This window comes from Flavobacterium sp. RNTU_13, assembly GCF_046614455.1.
Taxonomy (GTDB): domain Bacteria; phylum Bacteroidota; class Bacteroidia; order Flavobacteriales; family Flavobacteriaceae; genus Flavobacterium.
The window spans coordinates 214106-235714 of record NZ_JBKJHB010000004.1; the positions used below are offsets into that span (position 1 = coordinate 214106).

Annotated in this window: 20 protein-coding genes and 1 tRNA gene; 7 read left to right on the plus strand and 14 right to left on the minus strand. The window is 38.5% G+C overall.

Annotated elements, in window-relative coordinates:
* Position 1 precedes the first annotated feature (1 nt).
* The 3 genes from mobB to ACLI08_RS11300 all read left to right on the plus strand — a co-directional run bounded on the left by mobB (position 2) and on the right by ACLI08_RS11300 (position 2093).
* Positions 2 to 1282, plus strand: a complete 1281-nt coding sequence (mobB, locus tag ACLI08_RS11290) for a conjugal transfer protein MobB (protein WP_411428594.1) — start codon at positions 2 to 4, stop codon at positions 1280 to 1282.
* A gap of 225 nt (positions 1283 to 1507) precedes the next feature.
* Positions 1508 to 1783, plus strand: coding sequence for a DNA-binding protein (locus ACLI08_RS11295; protein ID WP_411428595.1), 276 nt, complete (start codon positions 1508 to 1510; stop codon positions 1781 to 1783).
* A gap of 7 nt (positions 1784 to 1790) precedes the next feature.
* The gene (locus ACLI08_RS11300) at positions 1791 to 2093 is read left to right on the plus strand and encodes a hypothetical protein (protein WP_411428596.1); all 303 of its coding nucleotides are present in this window, start codon (positions 1791 to 1793) and stop codon (positions 2091 to 2093) included.
* 21 nt (positions 2094 to 2114) lie between these two features.
* Here the strand turns inward: ACLI08_RS11300 and ACLI08_RS11305 are convergent, their stop codons facing one another.
* The 13 genes from ACLI08_RS11305 to ACLI08_RS11365 all read right to left on the minus strand — a co-directional run bounded on the left by ACLI08_RS11305 (position 2115) and on the right by ACLI08_RS11365 (position 15285).
* A complete protein-coding gene (locus tag ACLI08_RS11305) occupies positions 2115 to 3095 on the minus strand; it encodes a GTP pyrophosphokinase family protein (protein WP_411428597.1) in 981 nt (326 codons plus the stop codon).
* On the minus strand, positions 3095 to 4135 hold the full coding sequence (locus ACLI08_RS11310; RefSeq protein ID WP_411428598.1) for a nucleoid-associated protein: 1041 nt from the start codon (positions 4133 to 4135) through the stop codon (positions 3095 to 3097). Before ACLI08_RS11310 ends, ACLI08_RS11305 begins: the two co-directional genes overlap by 1 nt.
* Before the next feature lie 31 nt (positions 4136 to 4166).
* On the minus strand, positions 4167 to 5564 hold the full coding sequence (locus ACLI08_RS11315) for a hypothetical protein (RefSeq protein WP_411428599.1): 1398 nt from the start codon (positions 5562 to 5564) through the stop codon (positions 4167 to 4169).
* Entirely contained in the window at positions 5557 to 6108 is a 552-nt protein-coding gene (locus ACLI08_RS11320; protein WP_411428600.1) for a hypothetical protein, read from the minus strand. The genes ACLI08_RS11315 and ACLI08_RS11320 overlap by 8 nt, the downstream gene beginning before the upstream one ends.
* 78 nt (positions 6109 to 6186) lie before the next feature.
* Positions 6187 to 6543, minus strand: coding sequence for a helix-turn-helix domain-containing protein (locus tag ACLI08_RS11325; protein ID WP_411428601.1), 357 nt, complete (start codon positions 6541 to 6543; stop codon positions 6187 to 6189).
* Between the two features lie 62 nt (positions 6544 to 6605).
* Entirely contained in the window at positions 6606 to 7694 is a 1089-nt protein-coding gene (locus tag ACLI08_RS11330) for a PDDEXK nuclease domain-containing protein (RefSeq protein ID WP_411428602.1), read from the minus strand.
* A 3-nt stretch (positions 7695 to 7697) separates the two neighbouring features.
* Positions 7698 to 9032 carry a site-specific integrase gene (locus tag ACLI08_RS11335; protein ID WP_411428603.1) on the minus strand — a complete coding sequence of 445 codons (1335 nt, stop codon included), beginning with the start codon at positions 9030 to 9032 and terminating at the stop codon, positions 7698 to 7700.
* Positions 9033 to 9302: 270 nt separating this feature from the next.
* Positions 9303 to 9380, minus strand: a tRNA-Val gene (locus ACLI08_RS11340).
* 84 nt (positions 9381 to 9464) lie between these two features.
* Positions 9465 to 10679 (minus strand): bifunctional folylpolyglutamate synthase/dihydrofolate synthase, encoded by a 1215-nt coding sequence (locus ACLI08_RS11345; protein WP_411428604.1) that lies wholly within the window; start codon positions 10677 to 10679, stop codon positions 9465 to 9467.
* A gap of 57 nt (positions 10680 to 10736) precedes the next feature.
* Positions 10737 to 11963 (minus strand): Glu/Leu/Phe/Val dehydrogenase dimerization domain-containing protein, encoded by a 1227-nt coding sequence (locus tag ACLI08_RS11350; protein WP_411428605.1) that lies wholly within the window; start codon positions 11961 to 11963, stop codon positions 10737 to 10739.
* Between the two features lie 71 nt (positions 11964 to 12034).
* Complete coding sequence (locus ACLI08_RS11355; protein ID WP_411428606.1) at positions 12035 to 14050, minus strand: ATP-binding protein; 2016 nt, start codon at positions 14048 to 14050, stop codon at positions 12035 to 12037.
* 69 nt (positions 14051 to 14119) lie between these two features.
* Positions 14120 to 14275, minus strand: a complete 156-nt coding sequence (locus tag ACLI08_RS11360) for a hypothetical protein (protein ID WP_411428607.1) — start codon at positions 14273 to 14275, stop codon at positions 14120 to 14122.
* Between the two features lie 191 nt (positions 14276 to 14466).
* A complete protein-coding gene (locus ACLI08_RS11365) occupies positions 14467 to 15285 on the minus strand; it encodes a LytR/AlgR family response regulator transcription factor (protein ID WP_411428608.1) in 819 nt (272 codons plus the stop codon).
* Between the two features lie 126 nt (positions 15286 to 15411).
* On the opposite strand from ACLI08_RS11365, the gene ACLI08_RS11370 reads away from it, so the two are divergent.
* On the plus strand, positions 15412 to 16071 hold the full coding sequence (locus tag ACLI08_RS11370) for a response regulator transcription factor (protein WP_411428609.1): 660 nt from the start codon (positions 15412 to 15414) through the stop codon (positions 16069 to 16071).
* On the opposite strand, the gene ACLI08_RS11375 is transcribed toward ACLI08_RS11370, so the two are convergent.
* Positions 16066 to 17142 carry an anhydro-N-acetylmuramic acid kinase gene (locus ACLI08_RS11375; RefSeq protein WP_411428610.1) on the minus strand — a complete coding sequence of 359 codons (1077 nt, stop codon included), beginning with the start codon at positions 17140 to 17142 and terminating at the stop codon, positions 16066 to 16068. The genes ACLI08_RS11370 and ACLI08_RS11375 overlap by 6 nt on opposite strands.
* Positions 17143 to 17228: 86 nt before the next feature.
* On the opposite strand from ACLI08_RS11375, the gene ACLI08_RS11380 reads away from it, so the two are divergent.
* From ACLI08_RS11380 to ACLI08_RS11390, 3 genes are all read left to right on the plus strand, one after another.
* On the plus strand, positions 17229 to 18371 hold the full coding sequence (locus tag ACLI08_RS11380) for an acyl-CoA dehydrogenase (protein WP_411428611.1): 1143 nt from the start codon (positions 17229 to 17231) through the stop codon (positions 18369 to 18371).
* A gap of 404 nt (positions 18372 to 18775) precedes the next feature.
* A complete protein-coding gene (locus ACLI08_RS11385) occupies positions 18776 to 19117 on the plus strand; it encodes a helix-turn-helix domain-containing protein (protein WP_411428612.1) in 342 nt (113 codons plus the stop codon).
* Positions 19118 to 19212: 95 nt separating this feature from the next.
* Positions 19213 to 21609: an ATP-binding protein gene (locus tag ACLI08_RS11390; RefSeq protein WP_411428613.1), complete on the plus strand. Its 2397-nt coding sequence runs from the start codon at positions 19213 to 19215 to the stop codon at positions 21607 to 21609.

A 21609-nucleotide genomic window follows, 5' to 3' on the forward strand; every position in this document is an offset into this window, starting at 1 on the left:
GATGATAGCGAAGATTGGCAGGGGCAAAAGTTTGTTTGGCGCATTATCCTACAATATGGATAAAGTAAAGAACAATACTGCAACGGTATTGGCAGGCCAGAAAATCATTGAATCACCTGACGGCACGTTCACTACTGCTCAAATCTCAAATTCATTCCAAGTATACCTTGCTGCTAATCGAAAAACAGAGAAGCCGGCGGTGCATATTTCACTCAACCCTGACCCTGATGATAGGGTAAATAATAATGATTATAAAGCCATTGCCAAAGACTATATGGAGAAAATGGGCTACGGTAAACAGCCTTTTATTGTATTTAAGCACAACGACATTGAGCGCAGCCACATCCATATTGTAACGGTATGTGTAGACGAAGAAGGCAGGAAAATCTCTGATGCCTTTGAAAAAAGAAGATCTATGGCAGCCTGTAGGGAACTGGAACGAAAGTACAATTTGAAAAGTGCTGTTGAAAAAAAGCGAAACCAATCCCAGCCTATTTTTAAACCAGTCAATTATAAAGCAGGCGATATCAAAAGCCAAATGGCTGCGGTTATCCGTTATCTGCCGAAATACTACCAATATACAACACTCGGGACTTATAACGCGCTGCTGTTATTGTTCAACATTACTGCTGAAGAAGTAAAAGGTAAGTACAACGGGACAGCCCGGCAGGGACTGGTCTATTTTGCGCTTAATGTAAAAGGAGAAAAAGCAAGCAATCCGTTCAAGGCTTCATTATTCGGGAAAGGTGCAGGATATAACGAAATACAATCTCACTTTGAAAAGTCTAAGGCACAACTGCAAAACAGCCCAAGCAGGTCAGCACTCAAAGTTACCATTGAAAAGGCAATATTGGCGACCAAAAATGAAAATGAGTTTAAAGCAGGTTTAAGAGAACTCGGCATCAATACGGTTGTCCGCCGGACAGCCGATAACCGAATCTACGGTATTACCTTTATTGACCGTCAATCCCGTTCCGTGTGGAACGGGTCGCAGCTTGCTAAAAATCTTAGTGCAGGCACTTTTAATGAATGGTGGAATAATGGCAACAAACCGGAGGTTCATTTACAAAATCCAAACGATCTAAAATCCTCCGGTACTAGTCAAGTAATGAAACAAAGCTCACTACCTGAAACTAAAGATACAAATCCCGGTATATCGGATGCTGCCAACACTATGGCAGACATATTTGGAGGTTTGCTGCCGCAAACGCAAGGCGAAGATTATGAAGAAGAAGCATTTGCTCGTCAAATGAAAAAGAAGTCAAAAGGATTGAGGAGATAGCCGGACTATCTCACGACAACACCTCGCCGTTTTGCAGCGGAGCGACAAAGGAGCATCGCTGTAAATTGGCAATGCCAAGCTAAAAAACTAAAAGGCTTTCCCGACAAAGGAAGGGAGTGCCTTTTGGTTTCTAATACCAGTTAAGGACATGTACTGCCTCTAAGTGGCAGAAATGCACAGCCAGTATTTGCTTGAATTATTTTAGGGCTATGAACTGAAAATGGAATGATGATGAGCGAATATGTTACAAAAGATGACCTAAGGCAGTTCGGCCTTGTCATGATGGATGATTTCCGTAAAATCATTGAAGAATCTAAAAAGGAGCAGCAAAATAAACCCGTACTGGACTGGCTTAAAAGCCGTGTGGTACGCAGGCTCTTGCATATATCGGCAGGTTCGTTGCAAAACCTGCGTGTTACCGGCAAAATACGCTTTAAAAAAGTACTGGGTTCCTACTACTACAGTAAGGCCGACATTATGAATTTGTTCAATGACAAATAGCTGCCTTATGGAACAACAAAGCCTTTTAAAATACCTGAAACTTTTTGAACGGGACATCTCCCTAAACGTATGGCACTTCGCATTGCTTAGTGCCATATTGTACCTTGGCTACAAACAGGGACAACCCAAAATAATAAAGGTCAGCCGCAGTAAGATTATGGCGCTTTCACATATCAAAACATTACCAACATATCATAAATATTTTAAGGAGCTTCAGGTTATGGGGTATATCCGTTATACACCCTGCTACCATCCTGGGTATAGAAGTGAGGTTGAGCTGTTATTTGGTGCTACAATGTTGAAAAAATGAAGATTGGTATTGTTAATCACTTCACAATTCATTTCCCCATAAAGTTTTAACTTGTTCAAGTTCGCTAGAATCGAAATCACTATCCCACTTATCATCAATCGTAAAAGGAGTATTTACTATCATGTACCATACTACGAATATTTCAGGTTGAGTTAATAATAAAATTTCATGCAAATGCCCTCGATAAGTATTAAAAATTTCTTTAATCTTGGACTCGTTATTATTAATAAAATTCTCGATATTTTCAACGAGTCTATTTTTATCTCTCTCATCATCGAAATAGTTAAGAATGATTTTAAGATCTTTCAATGATGTATCCCTGTCAAAATCAAATTTTGCAAACTTGTAAAACTTACCCTCAATCTTTCTTAAAAGTTTATATACTAAATCGTCCTCATTGTTTTTTAAAGCCTTATTAACACTAGAAAATTCATCATCAGCAAGTTCATAAAGTGATAACAAACGATAAATCTTTCTTCTTAGGCTAACAGGCATATTAGCTTCTTGCTTGTAAGATAAAGAATGTGAAGTATTTGACCAAGCATGTTGATTCAATGTTCTGACCTGAATTTCAAATCTCAATTCTTCATATTCTGAATACTTTTCAAATTCCTTTATTGCGCAATTAATTTTTAGATCATAATGATTAGAAATGTAATCAAGTCTATTAAAATCCAGGTGTTCATGTTTATACTCTATGTTTACGATAGTGAAGTTGTCTTTGATAAAATTATCAATAAGTTCCATCTCTTCTTGAAATTTACAAATAATCCTAATACCCAGTTTGTCGTTAAGGTGATTATAAGAGTATTCTTTTTCAAGTGATTTTTTCTTAACTTTTTTAATTAAACTTATTAGATCTTTGGTGCGATAATTAATTTCTGGTATTATTTCGTAGTCAGTTATTTTTTCCTGAATAAAAGAACTCACTACTTTGCCCAAAGTTTCATATTTAGGCTTATCTTCTTCCCACAAATTAACAATCTCTTGGACAAGGTTCATTATTTCACTGCTTTTACCTTTGAGATTACTTCGGCTTTTGTCGTACCGTCCTTTCTATTTTCTAACTTAACGTTATCCGAAAATGTCCCTTTTTTTCCTACTATCGAAATATCATTCGCAAAAATCATAGTTATAGTCTTAATTTTACTGTCAATATAATCGTTGTCTTTAGGAAACTCAGACATTCGAAATTTCTTTTCAGTCAAATATTTACCGTACTTCTCTTTGTCAGATGTGTCCATGTAGTCATTGGCAAACTCTTTTGCGCTAATGTTATGAGAGTTTTTCTGCAAATAAGAATTTAGGTCTTGAGTATATTTTGCCTTCTTTACTGGATCATCAATTGTCTGAATGTATGTTGTTGTATAGTCGTAAAACTTTTTGGTTGTAGTTTTTGGATTTTCAACAGGTATACACCCTAAAAACTTTTCTATAAACCATGTGGTAACTACTTTTTTACTTTTTGGATCAATTTGTAAGTCAGCTGTACTACCATCATATTTTACCTTAAAAGTCGCTTTATTTATAAACAAGCCAACTTTATATATTTTCGTCTTTCGTGTCAACATTAAATCTTTAACATTTTTTATGTTAAATGATTTTGTAATAGGATCTAATTCCAGTTGTGCACCTTCATCTCGCTCAAGTTTTATAATTACACAAGCACTCTTGTCATTAATCTTTCCATAAATAATGACTAGTATTCCTGAAGCATTCTGGCCATCTTGAATTTTATAAAGATATTCTGCCATTAATTTAGATTGCTCTACCAGATCTTTACCTTCAGAAGTAATGATTTGCTTAATGTATGTAGATACAGGCGAAATACTCTCTGTGTCATAACATACCCGTAATTCCTTATTGCTACCTAAGGATTGAATTACTTTTTCTTTAAAAAATAATCTTAGATCATCTGGCAGTGAGCTTTCCTGTTCGCTATACTGTGGTTCTTGTGTAAAATCTCCTTTTTTATGTTTTGGTATACTATGAACAATTATTTTCTCAATTAGAATCGTTCCTGTGTCAATTGAAACTGCCATTTTATTATTTGATTTTTTTTGTTACCGGGTACTAATTCTTGAACAGATCCATTTGGGTAGCACTAGGCGATTTTCCGAAAATGTGTTTTAAAATTACTAAACTCCATGATTCAAAATTATTAGCATATTTTTCTGTAATTTCTTCAATATCTAATGTATGTCCGCTTTTTGAGGTTCCGGATTTTTTTACCAATTCTTCAGAAACTATTTTAAAATTTTTATAATCAAAATCTTTTAGTTTTATAGTAAAACAAATCGCTAAGTGTTTTTTACTTTTCAAATTATTACTGTCATAAATTAAAAAGGGTTCTGTTTCCTTAGGATAAATCGACTCGCCAATTTCTTCAAAAATTTCTCTATTTAACGTATTCCTAAATACATCTAATAGGCTGTCAGTATCTTCATGTCTATCTTCCTGTCTTATATGACCACCCATGTACAGTAAGTATCTGTTTCTTTCAGGAGAGCCTTTTTCAGCTTTTTTTTCAGATTTTCTAACAATTAAGACTTTTGTTTTTTCTTCATTTGTTATTACCGCAATAGGAATGGGCTGTATATTATCAGTATTCTCAATTTCCTCTCTTTCTCCAAATTTCAACATCTCATTTTTTAATACATCAAAATTATTTACTCCTTCTGATAATCTATCAGACAATGTTCTAGGCAGATAACCAATATCTTCTTTAATTAGGTTCAATAAGGAATCTAATGTCTTTTCAGTGACCGTTCTATTAACTTCTTCGGGTCTAACTTCTTCAGACTTGTCTTGATTGCTAGTATCAAATAACTCTATACTATTAAATTTACTCTTATATTTCCTAAGGCAGTTATCTATAGATTTATTAAAAGAAGACAAAACATGTTCATTCATAATTGATCCTGCTTTGTCCGTCAGAAGAAATGAAAATTCTCTTTTCATACATACTTCTGGACTAGCTTTAAAAACTAGAGTCAAACTGAATAAACTTGACAATAGTTTACTTCCAATTAAGAGATTTTCATATGACTTAAAAGTTTTATCATCAAGATAAGGAGAATCTTCACTTGAATTATTTAGCCAATCGAACCAACATAATGCGTCAAATATTGATCTATCTACTATAATGAAATCTACATCGTTATTTGAATAGTGTTTAATTAGTTCAGTTAGCGAAGAGAAAAGTGTCCAAGTATTAAAATGTGGGTGTGTCTTATTAGTTATTGGGCAAAATACTGCCATTTCTTGTATTACTTCGGTATTAAAACCATTCCTCTTCAAAAATATATTTAATGCAGATATTGAAGTTGTTTTTCCAGATTTTGGGGTGCCGCAGAACTCAATGAGTACTGGCCGTCTTTTCCCATGCTTATCCTTTAGATGTCTCAACTGTTTAGCTTTTTCTTCTAACTCAACAATTGATTTTTTTCGCTCTATCATATTATTATTCATCTGTTGAATCGAAACTTTTTTTAACAATACTCTTCCCGACCTTTTCTAATTTATCAATAACATCTCCAGATGAGTATCCCATGAAAAAAGAAAAAAACATACATGAATAGACGAAACCATCATTAAGTTCAGGTGATTTAACCATGGCTGAAACACCTATTTTGAACGAGAGAAAAAGTAAAACACCTAAACCTATTGAAAATATAGGCCTTAAAGTATAATAGGATATTACTCCAATCTGCCTAATATGATCTTCGTTGGAAGAAGGTTCCACAATATCTAAGTTTATACAAGCCTTATATAATTTTCTGATGTAAAAAATACTACTGCCCAACAATGCAAATATTATGCAACCTAATATAGAGACCTTTTCTATATTACATAACGTTATTAGTTCAAGTTTATAGTAGATGAGCAGGCAAGATAATGCAGTTGAAATTATCAGTAATAAAGCCAGATAAAAGTAAAGAAAATTTCGACTTTTTTTACCTAACTTAAACCATTCATTTTTTGGGTTTTTAGGTGATTGAGGATTGTTACTCATTGAAACAATTGGTTGAATTTTATTATCTTATCAAATATATAATAAATTATTAAACTTTGATTGTAAGAGTTATTTTGACTAAATTTTTATCAATATATCCGCAGATATATTCAGTCGTTCTTTTAAAGCACGTATCATCGAAAGGCTAAGCTTTCTCTTACCGGATAGGATTTCAGATTTGCGTGAACGCGCACCTAATATTTCTGAAAGTTCTGCATCAGAAATATTTAATTGCTCCATCCTGTATTTTATTGCTTCTAATGGTGTAGGTTCAGGAATGGGGTAATACTCGTCCTCATATTTTTTAACCAGCATGGAAAGGATTTCCAGTTCATCAGATTCTTCGCTATCCGGTTGTAAATCTAGTTGCATCAATTCATAGATACGGGCAAGGGTATCTTCATGCTGTTGTTCGGTTCGGATTAATCGTAACATTATGTCTGATTTTGAAAAACAAATATAAAAAAAACGTTACCAATATGGTAACGTTTTTGGTTTTAATCTTGATTACTGTTTAGTTCTTCTTCATCTTCAAAAATATCGTTGAACTTTTGTTGCAGCAGTTCCTTGTCAGGAAGTTGCGTGCGATATTCAGCAACCATTGTCGGAGAAAGGCTCCTGCTTAAGGCGTATTCCACTACCTGATTATTCTTGTCTTTACAAAGCAAAATACCAATACTAGGATTCTCATGTTCCTTTTTTACATCCCTGTCAAGTGCTTCAAGATAGAAATTGAGTTGCCCAATATGTTCCGGTTTGAATTTACCCGCTTTTAACTCAAAGGCAACCAAGCATTGCAAACCACGATGATAAAACAATAAGTCAATGTAAAAATCACTATCGCCGACCATTAACTTATATTCGTTACCGATAAAGATAAAGTCCCGGCCAAGCTCAAGAATAAAATCCTTCATCCGGTTTATAAGCCCCTCTTGTAAATCACCTTCACTATGCTGCTCAGGCAGATTAAGAAAATCAAAAATGTAGCTGTCTTTAAAAACCTGTTGGATATCTGTTTTAGAATTTTTCGGTATAATTGATTTAGGATTTTCACTTGTCATCGCCCGTTCAAATAAACTGGAATTGATCTGACGGTCAAGTTCTCTGACACTATAGTTCTCTCGAATACATAGCTTAATATAGAACTCGCGCTCTTCATTTAATTTACATCGTGAGAAAATAGTCATGTGATGTGTCCAACTGATTTTTGCAATCGTACTACTCTTTATATCGATTGTTTTAAATTGTGTCATCAGTGATGACACAATTGTAGAGCTTTGATTTTTAGGCTCAAAGGATCTTTCCGAGTCTATTATTAACTTATGATTCTCTGGATAAGATTCATAGAACTGTATCATCCGATACAGTCCTCTACTATTAAAACCTTTAAGCTCTGGGTTATTACGTTGGAGATACTCTGATAAGTCAGCAACAGTTTTATCTCCCCAATCAGAAAGTTTTAATTTATTACTGATGTACATACCCACATTCCAGTATAAGTTTATTAATTCAGCATTTACAGCTTTAGTCGCATTCGTGCGTGATTGTTTTATTATTTGAACGATTTCTATAAAATTACTTTCCATGATTTAAACTTTTTTAAGGTGAGTGTTTCCATGAGACAGTGCAAGCAGTTTTTTGAGTTCCTGTATTTCCTGTTGCATTTTGGATATGATATCCGGAGACGGTGGCTCAGGTTTGGTCTCTTTACTACTCAGCCTTATTTGCAACTGTTTCATTTCCCTTCCAACCGACTGCTGCTCGGTAATGGCATATTCTTCGGTCTGCTTTACCGACTGGTGTCCCAACAGTTCTTTCACCACATGAATAGGCACGTCATTATTAAGTGTTACGGTACTTCCAAAGGTACGCCTGGCCTTGTGGGTATTCAAGGTACTTTCGATGCCACACAGATCAGCTATTTCCTTCAGGTAAGCATTCATCTTTTGGTTGGAGGTTACAGGTAGCACAGAATTGCGCGCCAAACATAATTTGTGGTCTCTGTAGCGTTCCATAATCGCTTTTGCTTTCGGTAATAGCGGGATATTAATATTGCTTCCCGTTTTCTGCCGTTCGGTAATAATCCACATTTCACCATCAATCCCAAACTTAATATCGGATTTTTTCAGGTTAAAAGCATCAATGTAGGCCAGCCCGGTATAACACTGGAATACGAATATATCCCGTACAGTAGAAAGGCGTGGGGTAGAAAAGGTGTGATTTTCCAGCCGGGCAAGTTCATAACTGCTCAGCGGCTTTTTAGGAACCTTGATTTTCTTGGCCTTAAAACGTTTAAAGGGGTCAGCTGTGATAATTTCCTTGTCTATGGCAAGCAGTACAATCTTCTTGAAGTTGGTAATGTACTTTACAGCAGTATTGTGGCTGATGTTCTTTACCGTCTTCAAATAAAACTCATAATCCTTTACAAACTCAAAGTTGAGTTCACGGAAATCCATATCCTCTACGTTGTACTTAAAGCGGAGGTATTCCTTAAGGTGTTTTTTGGCTACCTCAAAGCGTACATGCGTACCAATAGCGTATTCGCCCCTTTCAACCAAGACCAATAATTCGTCATTATGCTTCTGGAATTCCTGTACAATCTTACTCTGCGATGCTGCTTTGCCCATCACATAGTCCATCAGCTTCTCACTGGTCACCGGCTTACCGGCATACATTAAATCGGTGCGGTACTGCTGGATTTTCATCTCAAGGGTTTCCAGAAAGAAATTCACCGTTCGTGCATCTTCTTTGTTACCGGTCGCACGTTCTTTGGACTGATCCCATCGGGTGGCATCCCACCGGCGGCGGGTGGAAGTTTCTTTTGGCACTCCGTCAACGGTAATCCTTAAGTAGATTAACCGGTCGTTTGTCTCTTTTCGCGGGGTCTTCAGGAAGAAGGTTAACCCAAAACTTGTTGCTAACATAATTCAACATTTTAAAAATTAATAAAATTAGAATTATAGCGTCTGTAAATCAAGTCGTTAAGCAGGTTTACCGGTTGACAATCAAAGTGTTACATCATGTTTTGTGGCACATTTTCAAAAATTTCTTTGGTGCCACAAAAAGTGCCACAAATTTTGGGCATTTTTGTAAATTTTGATCGTGCAGGAGGGTAAAATAAAAAAACCTGCAACTTCGTAAAGTGCAGGTTTTCTGTGATTTAACTAACTTTATCCGAAAATAAAGCCTTGTAGTGGTGGGCGATGAGGGGTTCGAACCCCCGACCCCCTCGGTGTAAACGAGGTGCTCTGAACCAGCTGAGCTAATCGCCCCAATCTATCGCTTTACGTTGCTGTGATTAGTTCCGTATTGCGAGTGCAAAGATAGCACAGTTTTTAATATCTGCAAGCGTTTTGCTATAAAATTTCTGCTACCACAAAGGTACTACCACCCACATACACCACATCAGTAAGCGCAGCATCCTGAAGTGCAGCAGAGTACGCATCTGTTACATTCAGAAAAATTTTTCCGAAAATTTTATATTTTTTTGCTTCCTGCGCTAAAACTTCCGCATCAAGCCCCCTCGGCACACCAGGGCGACAAAAATAATATACCGCATCTTGCGGAAACAATGACAAAATTTCATCGAGTTTCTTATCATTTACCACGCCCAACACAAAACGCAACTTAGTATATGGCAATGACTGCAGCTGTTGCAATACAGGTTTTAGGCCGTGGCTGTTATGCGCTGTATCTGTAATTACAACAGGCGCGTTATGCAGCTGTTCCCAGCGTCCGCGCAGTCCGGTATTCTTTACTACGTTAACCAATCCCGCCTTTATATGTTCCTCGTTAATCGAAAGCGACTGCTGTAACACCTCAACGGTTTGAAGTACGGTGGCAACATTCTTTTTTTGGTAATCTCCCTTAAGCTCCCGATCGTACTCCGGCCAAGTTTTTTCCGATGCAAAGTAAATCGCTGCTTTTTCCTCCGAGGCTTTTCTAATAAAAACAGGCTTAGTTTCATCGGTATACTCCCCTATTACTACAGGCACCGTGTTTTTTATAATACCTGCTTTCTCTACGGCTATTTTCGCAGGGGTATCGCCCAAAAACTGGGTGTGGTCCATACCGATATTAGTTATTACCGAAACCAGCGGTGTAATAATATTGGTACTGTCCAGCCTTCCTCCCATTCCGGTTTCTATAACAGCAATGTCTACATCTTCTTTTACAAAATAATCGAATGCCAGCCCTACTGTCATTTCAAAAAAACTTAGTGACTGTGCCTCAAAAAAAGCCTTATTCTGCGCAATGAAAGACACCACAAAATCCTCGCTGATTTCTTCACCGTTTATTTTAATACGCTCCCTGAAATCTTTTAGGTGAGGCGATGTATAAAGTCCGGTTTTATAGCCAGCCTCCTGTAAAATACTTGCCAGCATGCTCGATGTGCTTCCTTTGCCATTAGTTCCGGCTATATGTATACATTTCAGCCTGGTTTCAGGATTTCCTAAATGTTTTGCCAGTAGTAACGTATTAGACAAATCTGCCTTATAAGCCGAAGCACCCTGCATTTGATACATGGGCAGCTGGCCAAACATCCACTCTGTAGTTTCTTTATAATTCATTTAAAATAAAAAAATGGGGCTCTGTAAAAGCCCCATCTAAGTTATGTAATTTATATGTTATACAAGCTGCCTAAGCGCAATTTCAAACGCTGTAAAGCTAACACCTGTTTTGTTGCTGTTTTTAGCGTATACGGCTTCTATGGCGTTTTTAATAATATCGCTTGCATCTTTAAATACAGCTTCATCTGTCATAGATACTTTTGTTTCCATAAAGTAAGCAAAAACACGTGCCATACCACAGTTAGAAATAAAGTCAGGAATAAGGCTCACTTTCTTATCTGTAGCTTCCATAATAGGGCCAAAGAAAATTTCTTTATCTGCAAACGGAACATTCGCACCGCATGATATTACCTCAAGGCCTGCATTAACCATGGCATCTACCTGCTCTCCTGTAACCAGTCTTGACGCAGCACAAGGGGCAAATATCTCTGCGCCTACGCTCCACACCTTTTCATTAAGTTCGGCAAACGGAACCATATTTTCAGCTACCAGCTTATTACCGTCTTTGTTTAGAAACAGCTGTTTTATCTCCTCAAAAGAGAAACCATTTTCATTAATCAGGCCGCCTTCCCTGTCTATAATACCTACAATTTTAGCACCCATTTTAGCAAGATAAAATGCCGCTGCAGAACCTACGTTACCAAAGCCCTGAACTATAGCCCTCTTACCTTTTATGTCGCCGCCGTAGATATTATAAAAATGATGCACTGCCTCTGCCACGCCGTAGCCTGTAATCATATCGGCAACGGTATATTTCCTGTTTACATCTGGCGAAAATGCAGGGTTTTCTATTACTTTAACAACACCCTGGCGCAGCTGTCCTATGCGGTTTATTTTATCGGCCTCTGTGGGCTTAAAATGACCGGTAAATACACCTTCCTGCGGATGCCATACACCACACTCTTCCGTAAACGGTATTACTTCATGAATTTCATCTACGTTAAGGTCGCCACCCGTGCCGTAGTAGCTTTTAAGCAATGGCGAAACGGCTTTGTACCAACGCTTAAGAACTCCCTGCTTACGCGGATCATTCGGGTCAAAATTTATACCCGATTTAGCACCACCTATTGCCGGGCCCGATACGGTAAATTTCACCTCCATAGTTTTAGCAAGCGAAAGCACCTCATTCATATCTAGGCCTTTCCTCATGCGGGTTCCGCCGCCGGCTGCTCCTCCCCTAAGAGAGTTGATTACCGTCCACCCTTCGGCTTCTGTTTCGCTGTCTTTCCAGTTAAAAACTATCTCCGGTTGCTTATTTTCAAATTTTTGTAACAGTTCTTTCATTTAGCTGTGTTTTGTTTTGCGAGGGACAAATATAACAAAGATTTTTTGAGATATTCTCACTTTATTAATGGTTATATTGAAAACTGAACATTAATATTTGTACCATTTTCAGGCGAAGATTCTATCTTAAGTTGGGCATTAAGGGCAGCCGAACGTTGCTTAAGGTTTTTCATACCTATACCTCCGGATGCTTTTGTAGTATCAAACCCTACACCGTTGTCGTGTATGTTTATTACAATCTGCCTGCCGTCTTTATGCACGTCCACGTAAGCCTGATCCGCCTCGGCATACTTATTAATGTTTTGCAGCGCCTCCTGAATAATACGGTAGATATTAACTTTAACCGTGTTAGGCATATTTTCCCAGTCTATAGCTTTGTCTAATAAAAGTTCGAAATGTGTACCAAAATTGTTTTTTTGGGTAGTAACCAAAAACTCCAGCATGTGGGCAAAATCTTTACCCTGCACCAATTTAGCACTACGGCTAAGGTCATGAGATACTGCCCGTATTTCGGTTTCCAAAAACTGTAGCTCTTTAATATAACCTTTACGCTTTTCTATGGCTTCCTCAGTATTTTTTCGGTTAGAAAACTCCAGATTAAGGCGCACGGCATAAATGCTATTTAATATACCGTCATGCAATTCCATAGCTATACGGTTCTTTTCGTCAGTCTTGGCTGCCTCTACCCGCTCCTGCTGTTCAAACATCAGCTGGTAAATTTCCTCATTCGCTTTTTGCTGCTCCTGAAGCATAACCAGTTCTTTGTTTCGGGAATTAAGGTAATAGATTATAAAAATTGCCGCCACGAACAACAATACAATCAATGAAACCCCAATGATAAAACTATTTTTGCGTATCAGCGCTTCTTTTTCGCCTTTAAGCTGGTCGGTTTCATACTCTATGCGGGCATATTTATTGCGGTTTTTTAAAGCTGTACGCTGCATCTCATCGTCAAGGGCTACATACTCTTTAGTGTATTTAGGGCTATTTTTAACATCCGCAGCACTTAAGCTTGCTAAAATCTCCAATTTATGTTTATTGCTATTAATGTCGTTTGCCTCCTTATAACCCCGCTTATAAAACTTAATCGCTGAAAGTGTATCTTTTCTGTGCATATACAAATCACCCAAACACATATTTTCCAACATTAACCCTTCTTTGTCGTTAAGGCTGTCGCTGGTAGCTAATGCTTGGTTTAAAAGTGGCTCAACGGGAGCATAGTCACCTTTTAAAAACTTTGCTTTAGCAATACTCCCTATTATCCTCGCATTAAGCAATGTACCTTTAGTAGCTTCGGGCGAGGCCAATGCCTTCTCATATTGCTGTATAGCTTGAGTATACTGCTTGTCTTTCTCGTAAACAGACCCTATATTATGGTAGCATATTACCCTAAAACCTTCTTTTTGATCTTCGCTGTTTTCTGCAGCAGACATATTCTCTATTTGATCCAACGCTTGTCGATAGTAAGCAATTGCCTCATCTGTATTTTCCTGTTCATTTAAGGCCGACGCAATAACAACCTGACACTGGTAAATTTCGTAGTTTTTTTTCTGTTCTTTGAATAGTTTTAAAGCTAGGGTAGCTTCAGATTCGCACAGTACGTACTCCCCTACGTCATGAAAAACATACGACTTATATAAAATAACGGTGCTAAGGTCAGAAAAATTTATAGCCTTGTAGTAGCGTTCTGCCTTTTGGTAATATTGTAAAGCGGTATCTTTTATACCCAGATTATAATACACAAGCCCCTGCAGGTAGGCTGCTTTCCCCATGCTTATGGTATCGCCCTCATACCGGGCCATATCAAAAACTTTACGGCTAATTTTTAGCGATTTATCATAAATCCCGGCATTAAAGTAAGCCGCCGATGCTTTACGGTAATAGTAGCGGGTTATAGAATCGTTAGGCAATTCTGAAAGCCTGGCATCAACAGAATCTACATATTTTTCAACATCTTCTTTGCCTAGTGACTGGCTTCTGGTTATTTGTAGCCATTTTTCTACATCAGGAAGCTTTTCTGCACCCTCATCGTGTTTACACGAAACCAGCATCAGCAGTGCTGCAACTAAAAATACAAACCTGTTCAAAATTTTTGAGGGCGATGGTATTAGTACCATCGCCCTCAAAAATAATAAATTATATTATAAATATCCTAATTAACCGTTAGCCCTTGGTGGAGGCAGGATACCTATTGTTAGGTTTTCACCTTGTGCGTTGTTAGTGCTTTGGATGTCGCTGTCGTCAGCTGAACAAGATACAAGAGTTGTAGAAAGACTAGCAACAAGAGCGAAAAGAAGTACAAATTTTTTCATGGTCGTAATTTTTAGTATTATTTAATTTTTAGTTTTGCATTCTGTAGAACCAACTGTTTTCCCTTGTGATTCTGAAGCAAATTTAGACACTAAAACTTCCCGAACACCATGTTTTACTGGGGTTATAGTAGATGTACCTCATTTACGAGTAACTGACCCGATTTACAGGGTAAATAGCTATGAAATAAATTTTATATGAATTCAGGAGCTATTTTTTTTATGATTGTATCAATATTTTCCTTAAAACTTTTACTAAATGGTATAGAAACCTCGTTATTGTTTAAGTAGCAAAGCGACTTGCCGGTATTGATACGCGAAACATGGTTACTATTAACAACAAAACTATTATGTATACGATAAAAAAACGGCGGCAGATTGTTTTCATAGTGCTTTAGGGTCTTATACGCCGAAAGCACCTTGCCGTTTAATAGATGAAAATCTGTAGTGTTATTGTCTGCGCGCAGGTACACAACATCTTTAAGTGCTATAAACTGGTAATCCCCGTAAGACTTAATACATATTTGTATATCTACATCTGACCCCGAATTTTCTTTAGGTTTGATTTCTGCTGCCTGGCCGGCAAACTGGTTTTCGTGCGGATTTTGTTTTACCACATTTACCACCGCGCCGCTTAGCGGAATTTCTTTTTGGAATTTTAAAAGTGTTTTACGTAGCTCAATAGACGAAAACGGAAGAAGTAGATAATCAAAAACCCCTGTTTTAATCGCCTCATATGCGTAATCAGTGGTGTCTGACAATAAAACGATGTAGGGCACGTTATTTAAATAACGGTAAAGCTCTGAAACAAGAGCCAGCGATATGCCTGATTTGCTCTTTTTACGTATAGTAAGAAATACCAGCTCCGGGCTTACCTCCAGTATAAGGTTCAGGGCCTCTTCCTTTTCGCTGGCCGTACCGGTACAGTAGTACTCGGGAAAGTCTTCAAAACGGTGCAAAACTTCATTTAATGAAGAAATATTATCATCTATAACTACGAATGAATATTGCACAAATTACGGTAAAGTGAATTTAACTAAATTTAATAGCAAAATAAACAATTAATTTTTAGTAATTTTACACTACTGTTTTTTTTATTTTATAAATTGAGAACAGTGCCCCATAAAATGAATACAAAATTGAGAATATTAATTGTAGATGATCACCCGATGACCGTTAACGGTTATGTAAACGTACTCTCTGAGGAAGAAGTACCGGGTTACAATTTAGAATTTTCTAAAGCATTAAACTGTCAGGAAGCGTATAAAATAATAACAAATCCTGCCACTAAGCCAGATGTGGCGTATCTGGATCTTAGCCTGCCGCCCTACCCGGAAGAAAAGATATTTTCAGGGTTAGACCTTGGTATGCTTATACGCCGCCTGTATCCTGAATGCGTTATCATTTTCCTTACCATGCATAGCGAGGCATCTTTAATAGAGCGCCTTATGGAAGCCACGAACCCGCAGGCCATTTTATGCAAAAGCGATATAGACATTGAGGAGTTTGTAAAAGCCTTCCATATTATATTTGGCGGACAAACCTATTACAGCAATAAAATACAGAAATCTTTAAAAGACCGCACATTAAACAATTTTAACCTGGACAACTACGACAGGCAAATTTTAATGCGCATGACCGAAGGTATACCGGCCAGCAAAATACCTAACTATGTACCGCTTTCGTTACCGGTTATAGAACGCCGTATAGCCCATGTTAAGAGCCTTATATTAAAAGCAGGCGACGAAGACAACGACGAGGCTCTTGCCGAGGCCGTTAAAAAGCTTGGTATATTATAAGGTATAAATATAACCAGACGAATGGTCGCGGTCAGCACCTGTTACACTACTTAGCACATTAACTTCATTACGTAAGCGCAGTACACCAAGTAGCGCAAATATAAGTGCCTCCTTATATTGTATGGTTTTATCATCCGGGATAACAATTTCCACTTCTGGCAAAAGGTTACGCATACTTTCTATAAGATAAGTATTGTAAGCCCCACCACCGGTTACAAGCATCTTTACGTTAGCCGATTTCCGCTTATGCAACACAAATGCTACCTGGCGCGCTATATGCCTCGTAAACGTGCGCAGCTTATCCTCGGTTTGTATATTATATTCCTCCATTAACGGAAGTATTGTGCTCTTTACATACTCGAAGCCTAACGATTTAGGATAAGGCAGCGCGTAGTACGGCAGCGCATCGAGCCTGTCCAGTAGCACGGGGTTAATCCTGCCGCCACGCGCTATACTGCCGCCCGCGTCGTAGGGATAACCCAGCCGGTTTGCATAGTGGTTAAGCACTGTATTTACAGCACATATATCAAATGCAATCCTATTACCGCCTTCTTCAAAAGAAATATTACTAAAACCACCCAGGTTAAGGCAGTACTCATAATCCGAAAACAGCAATCGGTCACCTATAGGTACTAAGGGCGCACCCTGGCCTCCTAACGCCACATCCTGAACCCTAAAGTTACACACCACCGGCACGTTTATAAGCGTTGCCAGTTCGGGCAGGTTACCTACTTGTAGTGTAATGCCGTTATGTGGTTGGTGCAGCACCGTATGACCATGAGAACAAATCGCATCTAAGCCGGAAATAGAATGACTCGCTATAAAATCGCTAATCATTTTACCCAGCAGGGCGGTGTACTCTTCGTTTAACTGTTGCAGTTGGGTTTCAGAAAAATCTACGGCGTTTTTAAAGCGCTCTACCCACTCTTTAGTATAGGGTATGGTATCGGCTTCATAGATTTCATAATCCCATACCCCATTATTTTCGGCAAGTTCAAAGCGGGCTATATCGGCGCCATCCAGCGATGTACCCGACATAACTCCTAAAACGTTGTAGTTTTTCTTAGTCATGGGCTAAAATTACTCCTTTTTTTTGAAAGATTACCATTAAATGACTACATTTGGAGGTAATCAAACAAAAAAGCATTTTAATAATTATGGACTTTCAACTTACTGAAGAACATTTAATGATACAGCAAGCTGCGCGTGATTTTGCACAGCAGGAATTACTTCCGGGCGTTATAGAACGCGACGAAAAGCAGCAGTTTCCGTACGAGCAGATTAAAAAAATGGGCGAACTGGGCTTTATGGGAATGATGGTAGACCCTAAATATGGAGGAAGCGGCCTGGACACTATATCGTATGTACTGGCCATGGAAGAAATCAGTAAAATAGATGCTTCTGCCTCTGTAGTTATGTCTGTAAACAACTCCCTTGTATGCTGGGGGCTTCAAACCTTTGGTACAGAAGAACAGAAACAAAAATACCTTACCCGCCTTGCTACCGGCGAAATCATTGGTGCATTTTGCCTTAGCGAACCAGAAGCCGGCAGCGATGCTACTTCTCAAAAAACAACCGCTATAGACAAAGGCGACCACTACCTGCTAAACGGTACCAAAAACTGGATTACAAATGGTGGCACTGCAGATGTATACCTTGTAATAGCGCAAACGCATACAGAACTAAAACATAAAGGAATTAATGCGCTGATTGTAGAAAAAGGTATGCCGGGCTTTGAGATAGGCGCTAAAGAACAAAAACTGGGTATTCGCGGTAGCGATACACACTCCTTAATGTTTACCGATGTAAAGGTACCTAAGGAAAACAGGATTGGAGAAGATGGCTTCGGGTTTAAGTTTGCCATGAAAACACTTGCAGGCGGACGCATAGGCATTGCGTCCCAGGCACTGGGTATAGCATCAGGAGCGTATGAGCTTGCTCTTAAATACAGTAAAGAGCGCAAAGCATTTGGCAAGCCAATTTGCGAACACCAGGCCATAGCCTTTAAACTTGCCGATATGGCCGTAAACATAGAGGCATCGCGCCATCTTTGTTTAAAGGCTGCTTGGGATAAAGATAATGGGCATAATTACGACCTTAGTGGTGCCATGGCAAAACTATTTGCCAGTCAAACTGCAATGGACACCACAATTGAAGCCGTGCAAATTCACGGCGGCAACGGTTACGTAAAAGAATATCACGTAGAGCGCCTTATGCGCGATGCCAAAATCACGCAGATTTACGAAGGAACATCTGAAATACAAAAAATAGTTATATCGAGAGACATCCTGAAAGACTAAGCAAAATTTAAATAAAATGGGCGGTATTATTACCGCCCATTTTATTTTTAAAGAAGATTTTATTTACAAAAATATTTTTTAGTACACATAATCCTATACCGCACAGCAACTTACGGATACTCAAAAATAGATATTAATTAAATATTCAGATTATGTTTGCCTTTTAGCGGTTAAAGTACGTAGTACATCGAAAAAATAACGAAATATTCAGTACATAAATACCCTATTTTTATCTTTACTACAACAAAACAGGAAAATAGCTGTTAATCTTGCGTTTCGGGAGCAAAAATTGCTCAAGAAAAAGCTCTGGGGAAATAATTGAAAAATTATGGGCTGCAAGGAAAACCGTTTAACTGTTTTTTACGTACTAACGTACAAGTGTAATCCAACAAAAATTAAAGACCATGAACGTAATCGGGCAAAGAATTAAAAAACTTAGGGAAGAAAAAGGCATCACTCAGGAAGCTATGGCTACACAACTGGATGTTACACAAAGTAACTACGGACGCCTTGAAAAAGATGACAGAAGGCTTAACGTGGTAAAACTGCTTAAAATAGCCCGCATACTTGATGTTAACCTTATGTATCTGTTTAACGGTATTGCAGAAACCAGTGCACAAACCGCAGAAATGAGTATTAACCAAACCAATAAAGAGGTTTATGACATTTTAGTGGAAAGCCTTCGCTCTGAAATACAACATCTTAAAGAAGAGGTTAACTTTTTAAGGGTTATTGTTCGCAGCTAAAAAACTACTTTCATGCGGCGCTGCCATACTTTTATAAAGCTTATTTCGTTTTACTATAATTAAACGTTTTAAATTTTTAGTACCTTTATCTGGGTATGGTACAAAAGCCAAAATCTATAAAATATAAAGTAATAACAGGCTACCTGCTGCTTTCGGCGGTAGCCGTTATTTCTGTTTGGTTTGTTTATAACGAAATCAGGCACATTACCGCTAACACACGCCTTTCTGACGAAAACGCCAAGATAATACAGGTTAGTAACACCATTGCAGCACTGTATTCCAGCGAAGCCATAGGACGAAATGCCATACTTACGGCAGAAAAAAAAGAACTGGAAAAATACTACACGCTTACCGACAGTATTTTAAATGAAATCCAGAAGCTAAAAACTACAGCCGACGTACCGCTTAAAAAAAAGCTTAACCGCGTAAAGCAACTTATATCGCGAAAGCGCAACAGTATAACCGAAATTTACAACTTTCGCCAGGAGCACCCGGATGACGAATATTACACCAATTCGCTTGCCGGCCTAAAAACGGCAAAAGACTCGGTGTGGCGCAATACAAAGCCAGTTAAGAGCAACAAAAAAGACAACTGGGAAAAACTGGCGCAAGACCTCCTTGCCCCTACGCAATACGACTCTTTAAGTAAACTGGTGAGCGAAGACACCATTACCATAGCGTACGAGCGTATGCTTTCGTCATTACGGCAAAAAAACCTTAACAAAAACTCGGAGCTTTACAAAAAAGAGCAAAAAATGCTACAGGAAAACCGTATTATTTCGGATGAAATAAGGGTTATCCTTACCGCTATAGAAAAAGAGTTTGTAAAAAAAACCTATCAGGATATATACGAAACTACAAATGCGCTAAACAAAACAGTAAATAAGCTGGCATGGGTAGGTGCAGGTACATTTTTGTTATTGATTATATTGGCGTGGGTAATCATACGCGACCTGGGCATAAACCAGCGCTACCGTAAAGAACTGGAGCTGCTTAATGCCGAAAACGAGGAACTGCTGCGCACCAAGGGAATGCTCATGGCTACTGTAACGCACGACCTTCAAACACCGCTGGGCAGTATATTGGGATTTCAGGAGTTGCTTAGAAACTCAGGTGTAAATCCTCAGCAGAAAGAATACCTGAATAACATTAAGGAATCAGCCGGGTATATTGTAAAGCTGGTAAACGACCTCTTAGACTTCGCTAAATTAGAAAACAACCGCATTTCTATAGAGGAAGTACCTACCGCAATTAAAAACACCATAGAGAGCACCTGTAGCAGCCTGCTGCCCTTAGCCGAGCAGAAAGGTATAGAGCTATGGTGGGATATAGACGAAAACCTGGATGAAGGCTGTGTAACCGATCCGTACAGGATAAAGCAGGTACTTACAAATCTTATAAGTAATGCTATTAAATTTACGAACGACGGCTCTGTACAGGTAACCGCAAAACGAACCGATGAGCACGTTGTACTCTCTGTAATAGATACCGGTATAGGCATTGCAAAAGACAAACACGCTGCTGTGTTTAAAGAATTTACGCAGGCGCATGATGGTATTGAGAAAAAATTTGGTGGTACTGGGCTCGGCCTTACCATAAGCAAGCGTATTGTAGAACTTTTAAACGGCACCATAACGCTTGAAAGCGAGGAAGGCAATGGCACCATATTTACCATAACACTGCCGTGGGTTCCTTGTGAGCTTATTCCTGAAGATGAGATAGATACCGGGGATAGCCAGATAAACATTGCGGGGCAGAAAATCCTGGTGGTAGATGATGACACCACCCAGCTCAGGCTTATGAAAGAGCTACTGGAACGCGCCGGCACCCATGTTGTTACAGAAGCAAATAGCCTTACAGCACTGAAACTTATAAATGAACAGCGTTTTGACTGTATTATAACTGACCTGCAAATGCCGGTTTTAGATGGTTTCGGGCTTGTGGAGGAAATACGCCAAAATAGTGATGCTGCTGTAAACAAGCTACCTGTAATTGCACTATCGGGCAGGCGCGACCTGGATGATAACGCCTTTACCAGTAGAGGATTTACCGCAAGGCTTAATAAACCTGTAAATGTATATCAGCTTATAAAAGCTATAGGAGGTCAAGAAGCAAAAGCCACATCACCTGAAGTAAATGCAACCACAATAGCACCTAAACTGTACGACCTACGCAGCCTGGCACCATTTACGCAAAATGACCCTGCCTCTTTAAAACTCATAATAGATACATTTATAGAAAGTACTGCAGACAACTGCACAGAGCTAATGGCCGCTGCACGCGAAAATGATTTGGAAAGGCTGGGGTTAATTGCACATAAAATGATTCCTATGCTGCTGCAAATGGAAGTACAAAGTATTGCTGAGTTACTAAGCCCTCTTGAAGAAAAGAACATACTAGTGGAAACTTCAGAAATGATAAAATACTGTACAGATATAGAACAGCGTTTAAGCACTTTGTGCAACGCACTGCACAAAGAAGTGGCTGTGTAA

Coding starts and splice junctions, on each gene's coding strand:
- ACLI08_RS11345 (WP_411428604.1), bottom strand. CDS start 10,679: ATGAATTATAAAGAAACTACAGAGTGGATGTTTGGCCAGCTGCCCATG.
- ACLI08_RS11390 (WP_411428613.1), top strand. CDS start 19,213: ATGGTACAAAAGCCAAAATCTATAAAATATAAAGTAATAACAGGCTAC.
- ACLI08_RS11295 (WP_411428595.1), top strand. CDS start 1,508: ATGATGATGAGCGAATATGTTACAAAAGATGACCTAAGGCAGTTCGGC.
- ACLI08_RS11385 (WP_411428612.1), top strand. CDS start 18,776: ATGAACGTAATCGGGCAAAGAATTAAAAAACTTAGGGAAGAAAAAGGC.
- ACLI08_RS11335 (WP_411428603.1), bottom strand. CDS start 9,032: ATGTTAGCAACAAGTTTTGGGTTAACCTTCTTCCTGAAGACCCCGCGA.
- ACLI08_RS11330 (WP_411428602.1), bottom strand. CDS start 7,694: ATGGAAAGTAATTTTATAGAAATCGTTCAAATAATAAAACAATCACGC.
- ACLI08_RS11325 (WP_411428601.1), bottom strand. CDS start 6,543: ATGTTACGATTAATCCGAACCGAACAACAGCATGAAGATACCCTTGCC.
- ACLI08_RS11310 (WP_411428598.1), bottom strand. CDS start 4,135: ATGGCAGTTTCAATTGACACAGGAACGATTCTAATTGAGAAAATAATT.
- mobB (WP_411428594.1), top strand. CDS start 2: ATGATAGCGAAGATTGGCAGGGGCAAAAGTTTGTTTGGCGCATTATCC.
- ACLI08_RS11380 (WP_411428611.1), top strand. CDS start 17,229: ATGGACTTTCAACTTACTGAAGAACATTTAATGATACAGCAAGCTGCG.
- ACLI08_RS11375 (WP_411428610.1), bottom strand. CDS start 17,142: ATGACTAAGAAAAACTACAACGTTTTAGGAGTTATGTCGGGTACATCG.
- ACLI08_RS11305 (WP_411428597.1), bottom strand. CDS start 3,095: ATGAACCTTGTCCAAGAGATTGTTAATTTGTGGGAAGAAGATAAGCCT.
- ACLI08_RS11360 (WP_411428607.1), bottom strand. CDS start 14,275: ATGAAAAAATTTGTACTTCTTTTCGCTCTTGTTGCTAGTCTTTCTACA.
- ACLI08_RS11320 (WP_411428600.1), bottom strand. CDS start 6,108: ATGAGTAACAATCCTCAATCACCTAAAAACCCAAAAAATGAATGGTTT.
- ACLI08_RS11350 (WP_411428605.1), bottom strand. CDS start 11,963: ATGAAAGAACTGTTACAAAAATTTGAAAATAAGCAACCGGAGATAGTT.
- ACLI08_RS11315 (WP_411428599.1), bottom strand. CDS start 5,564: ATGAATAATAATATGATAGAGCGAAAAAAATCAATTGTTGAGTTAGAA.
- ACLI08_RS11300 (WP_411428596.1), top strand. CDS start 1,791: ATGGAACAACAAAGCCTTTTAAAATACCTGAAACTTTTTGAACGGGAC.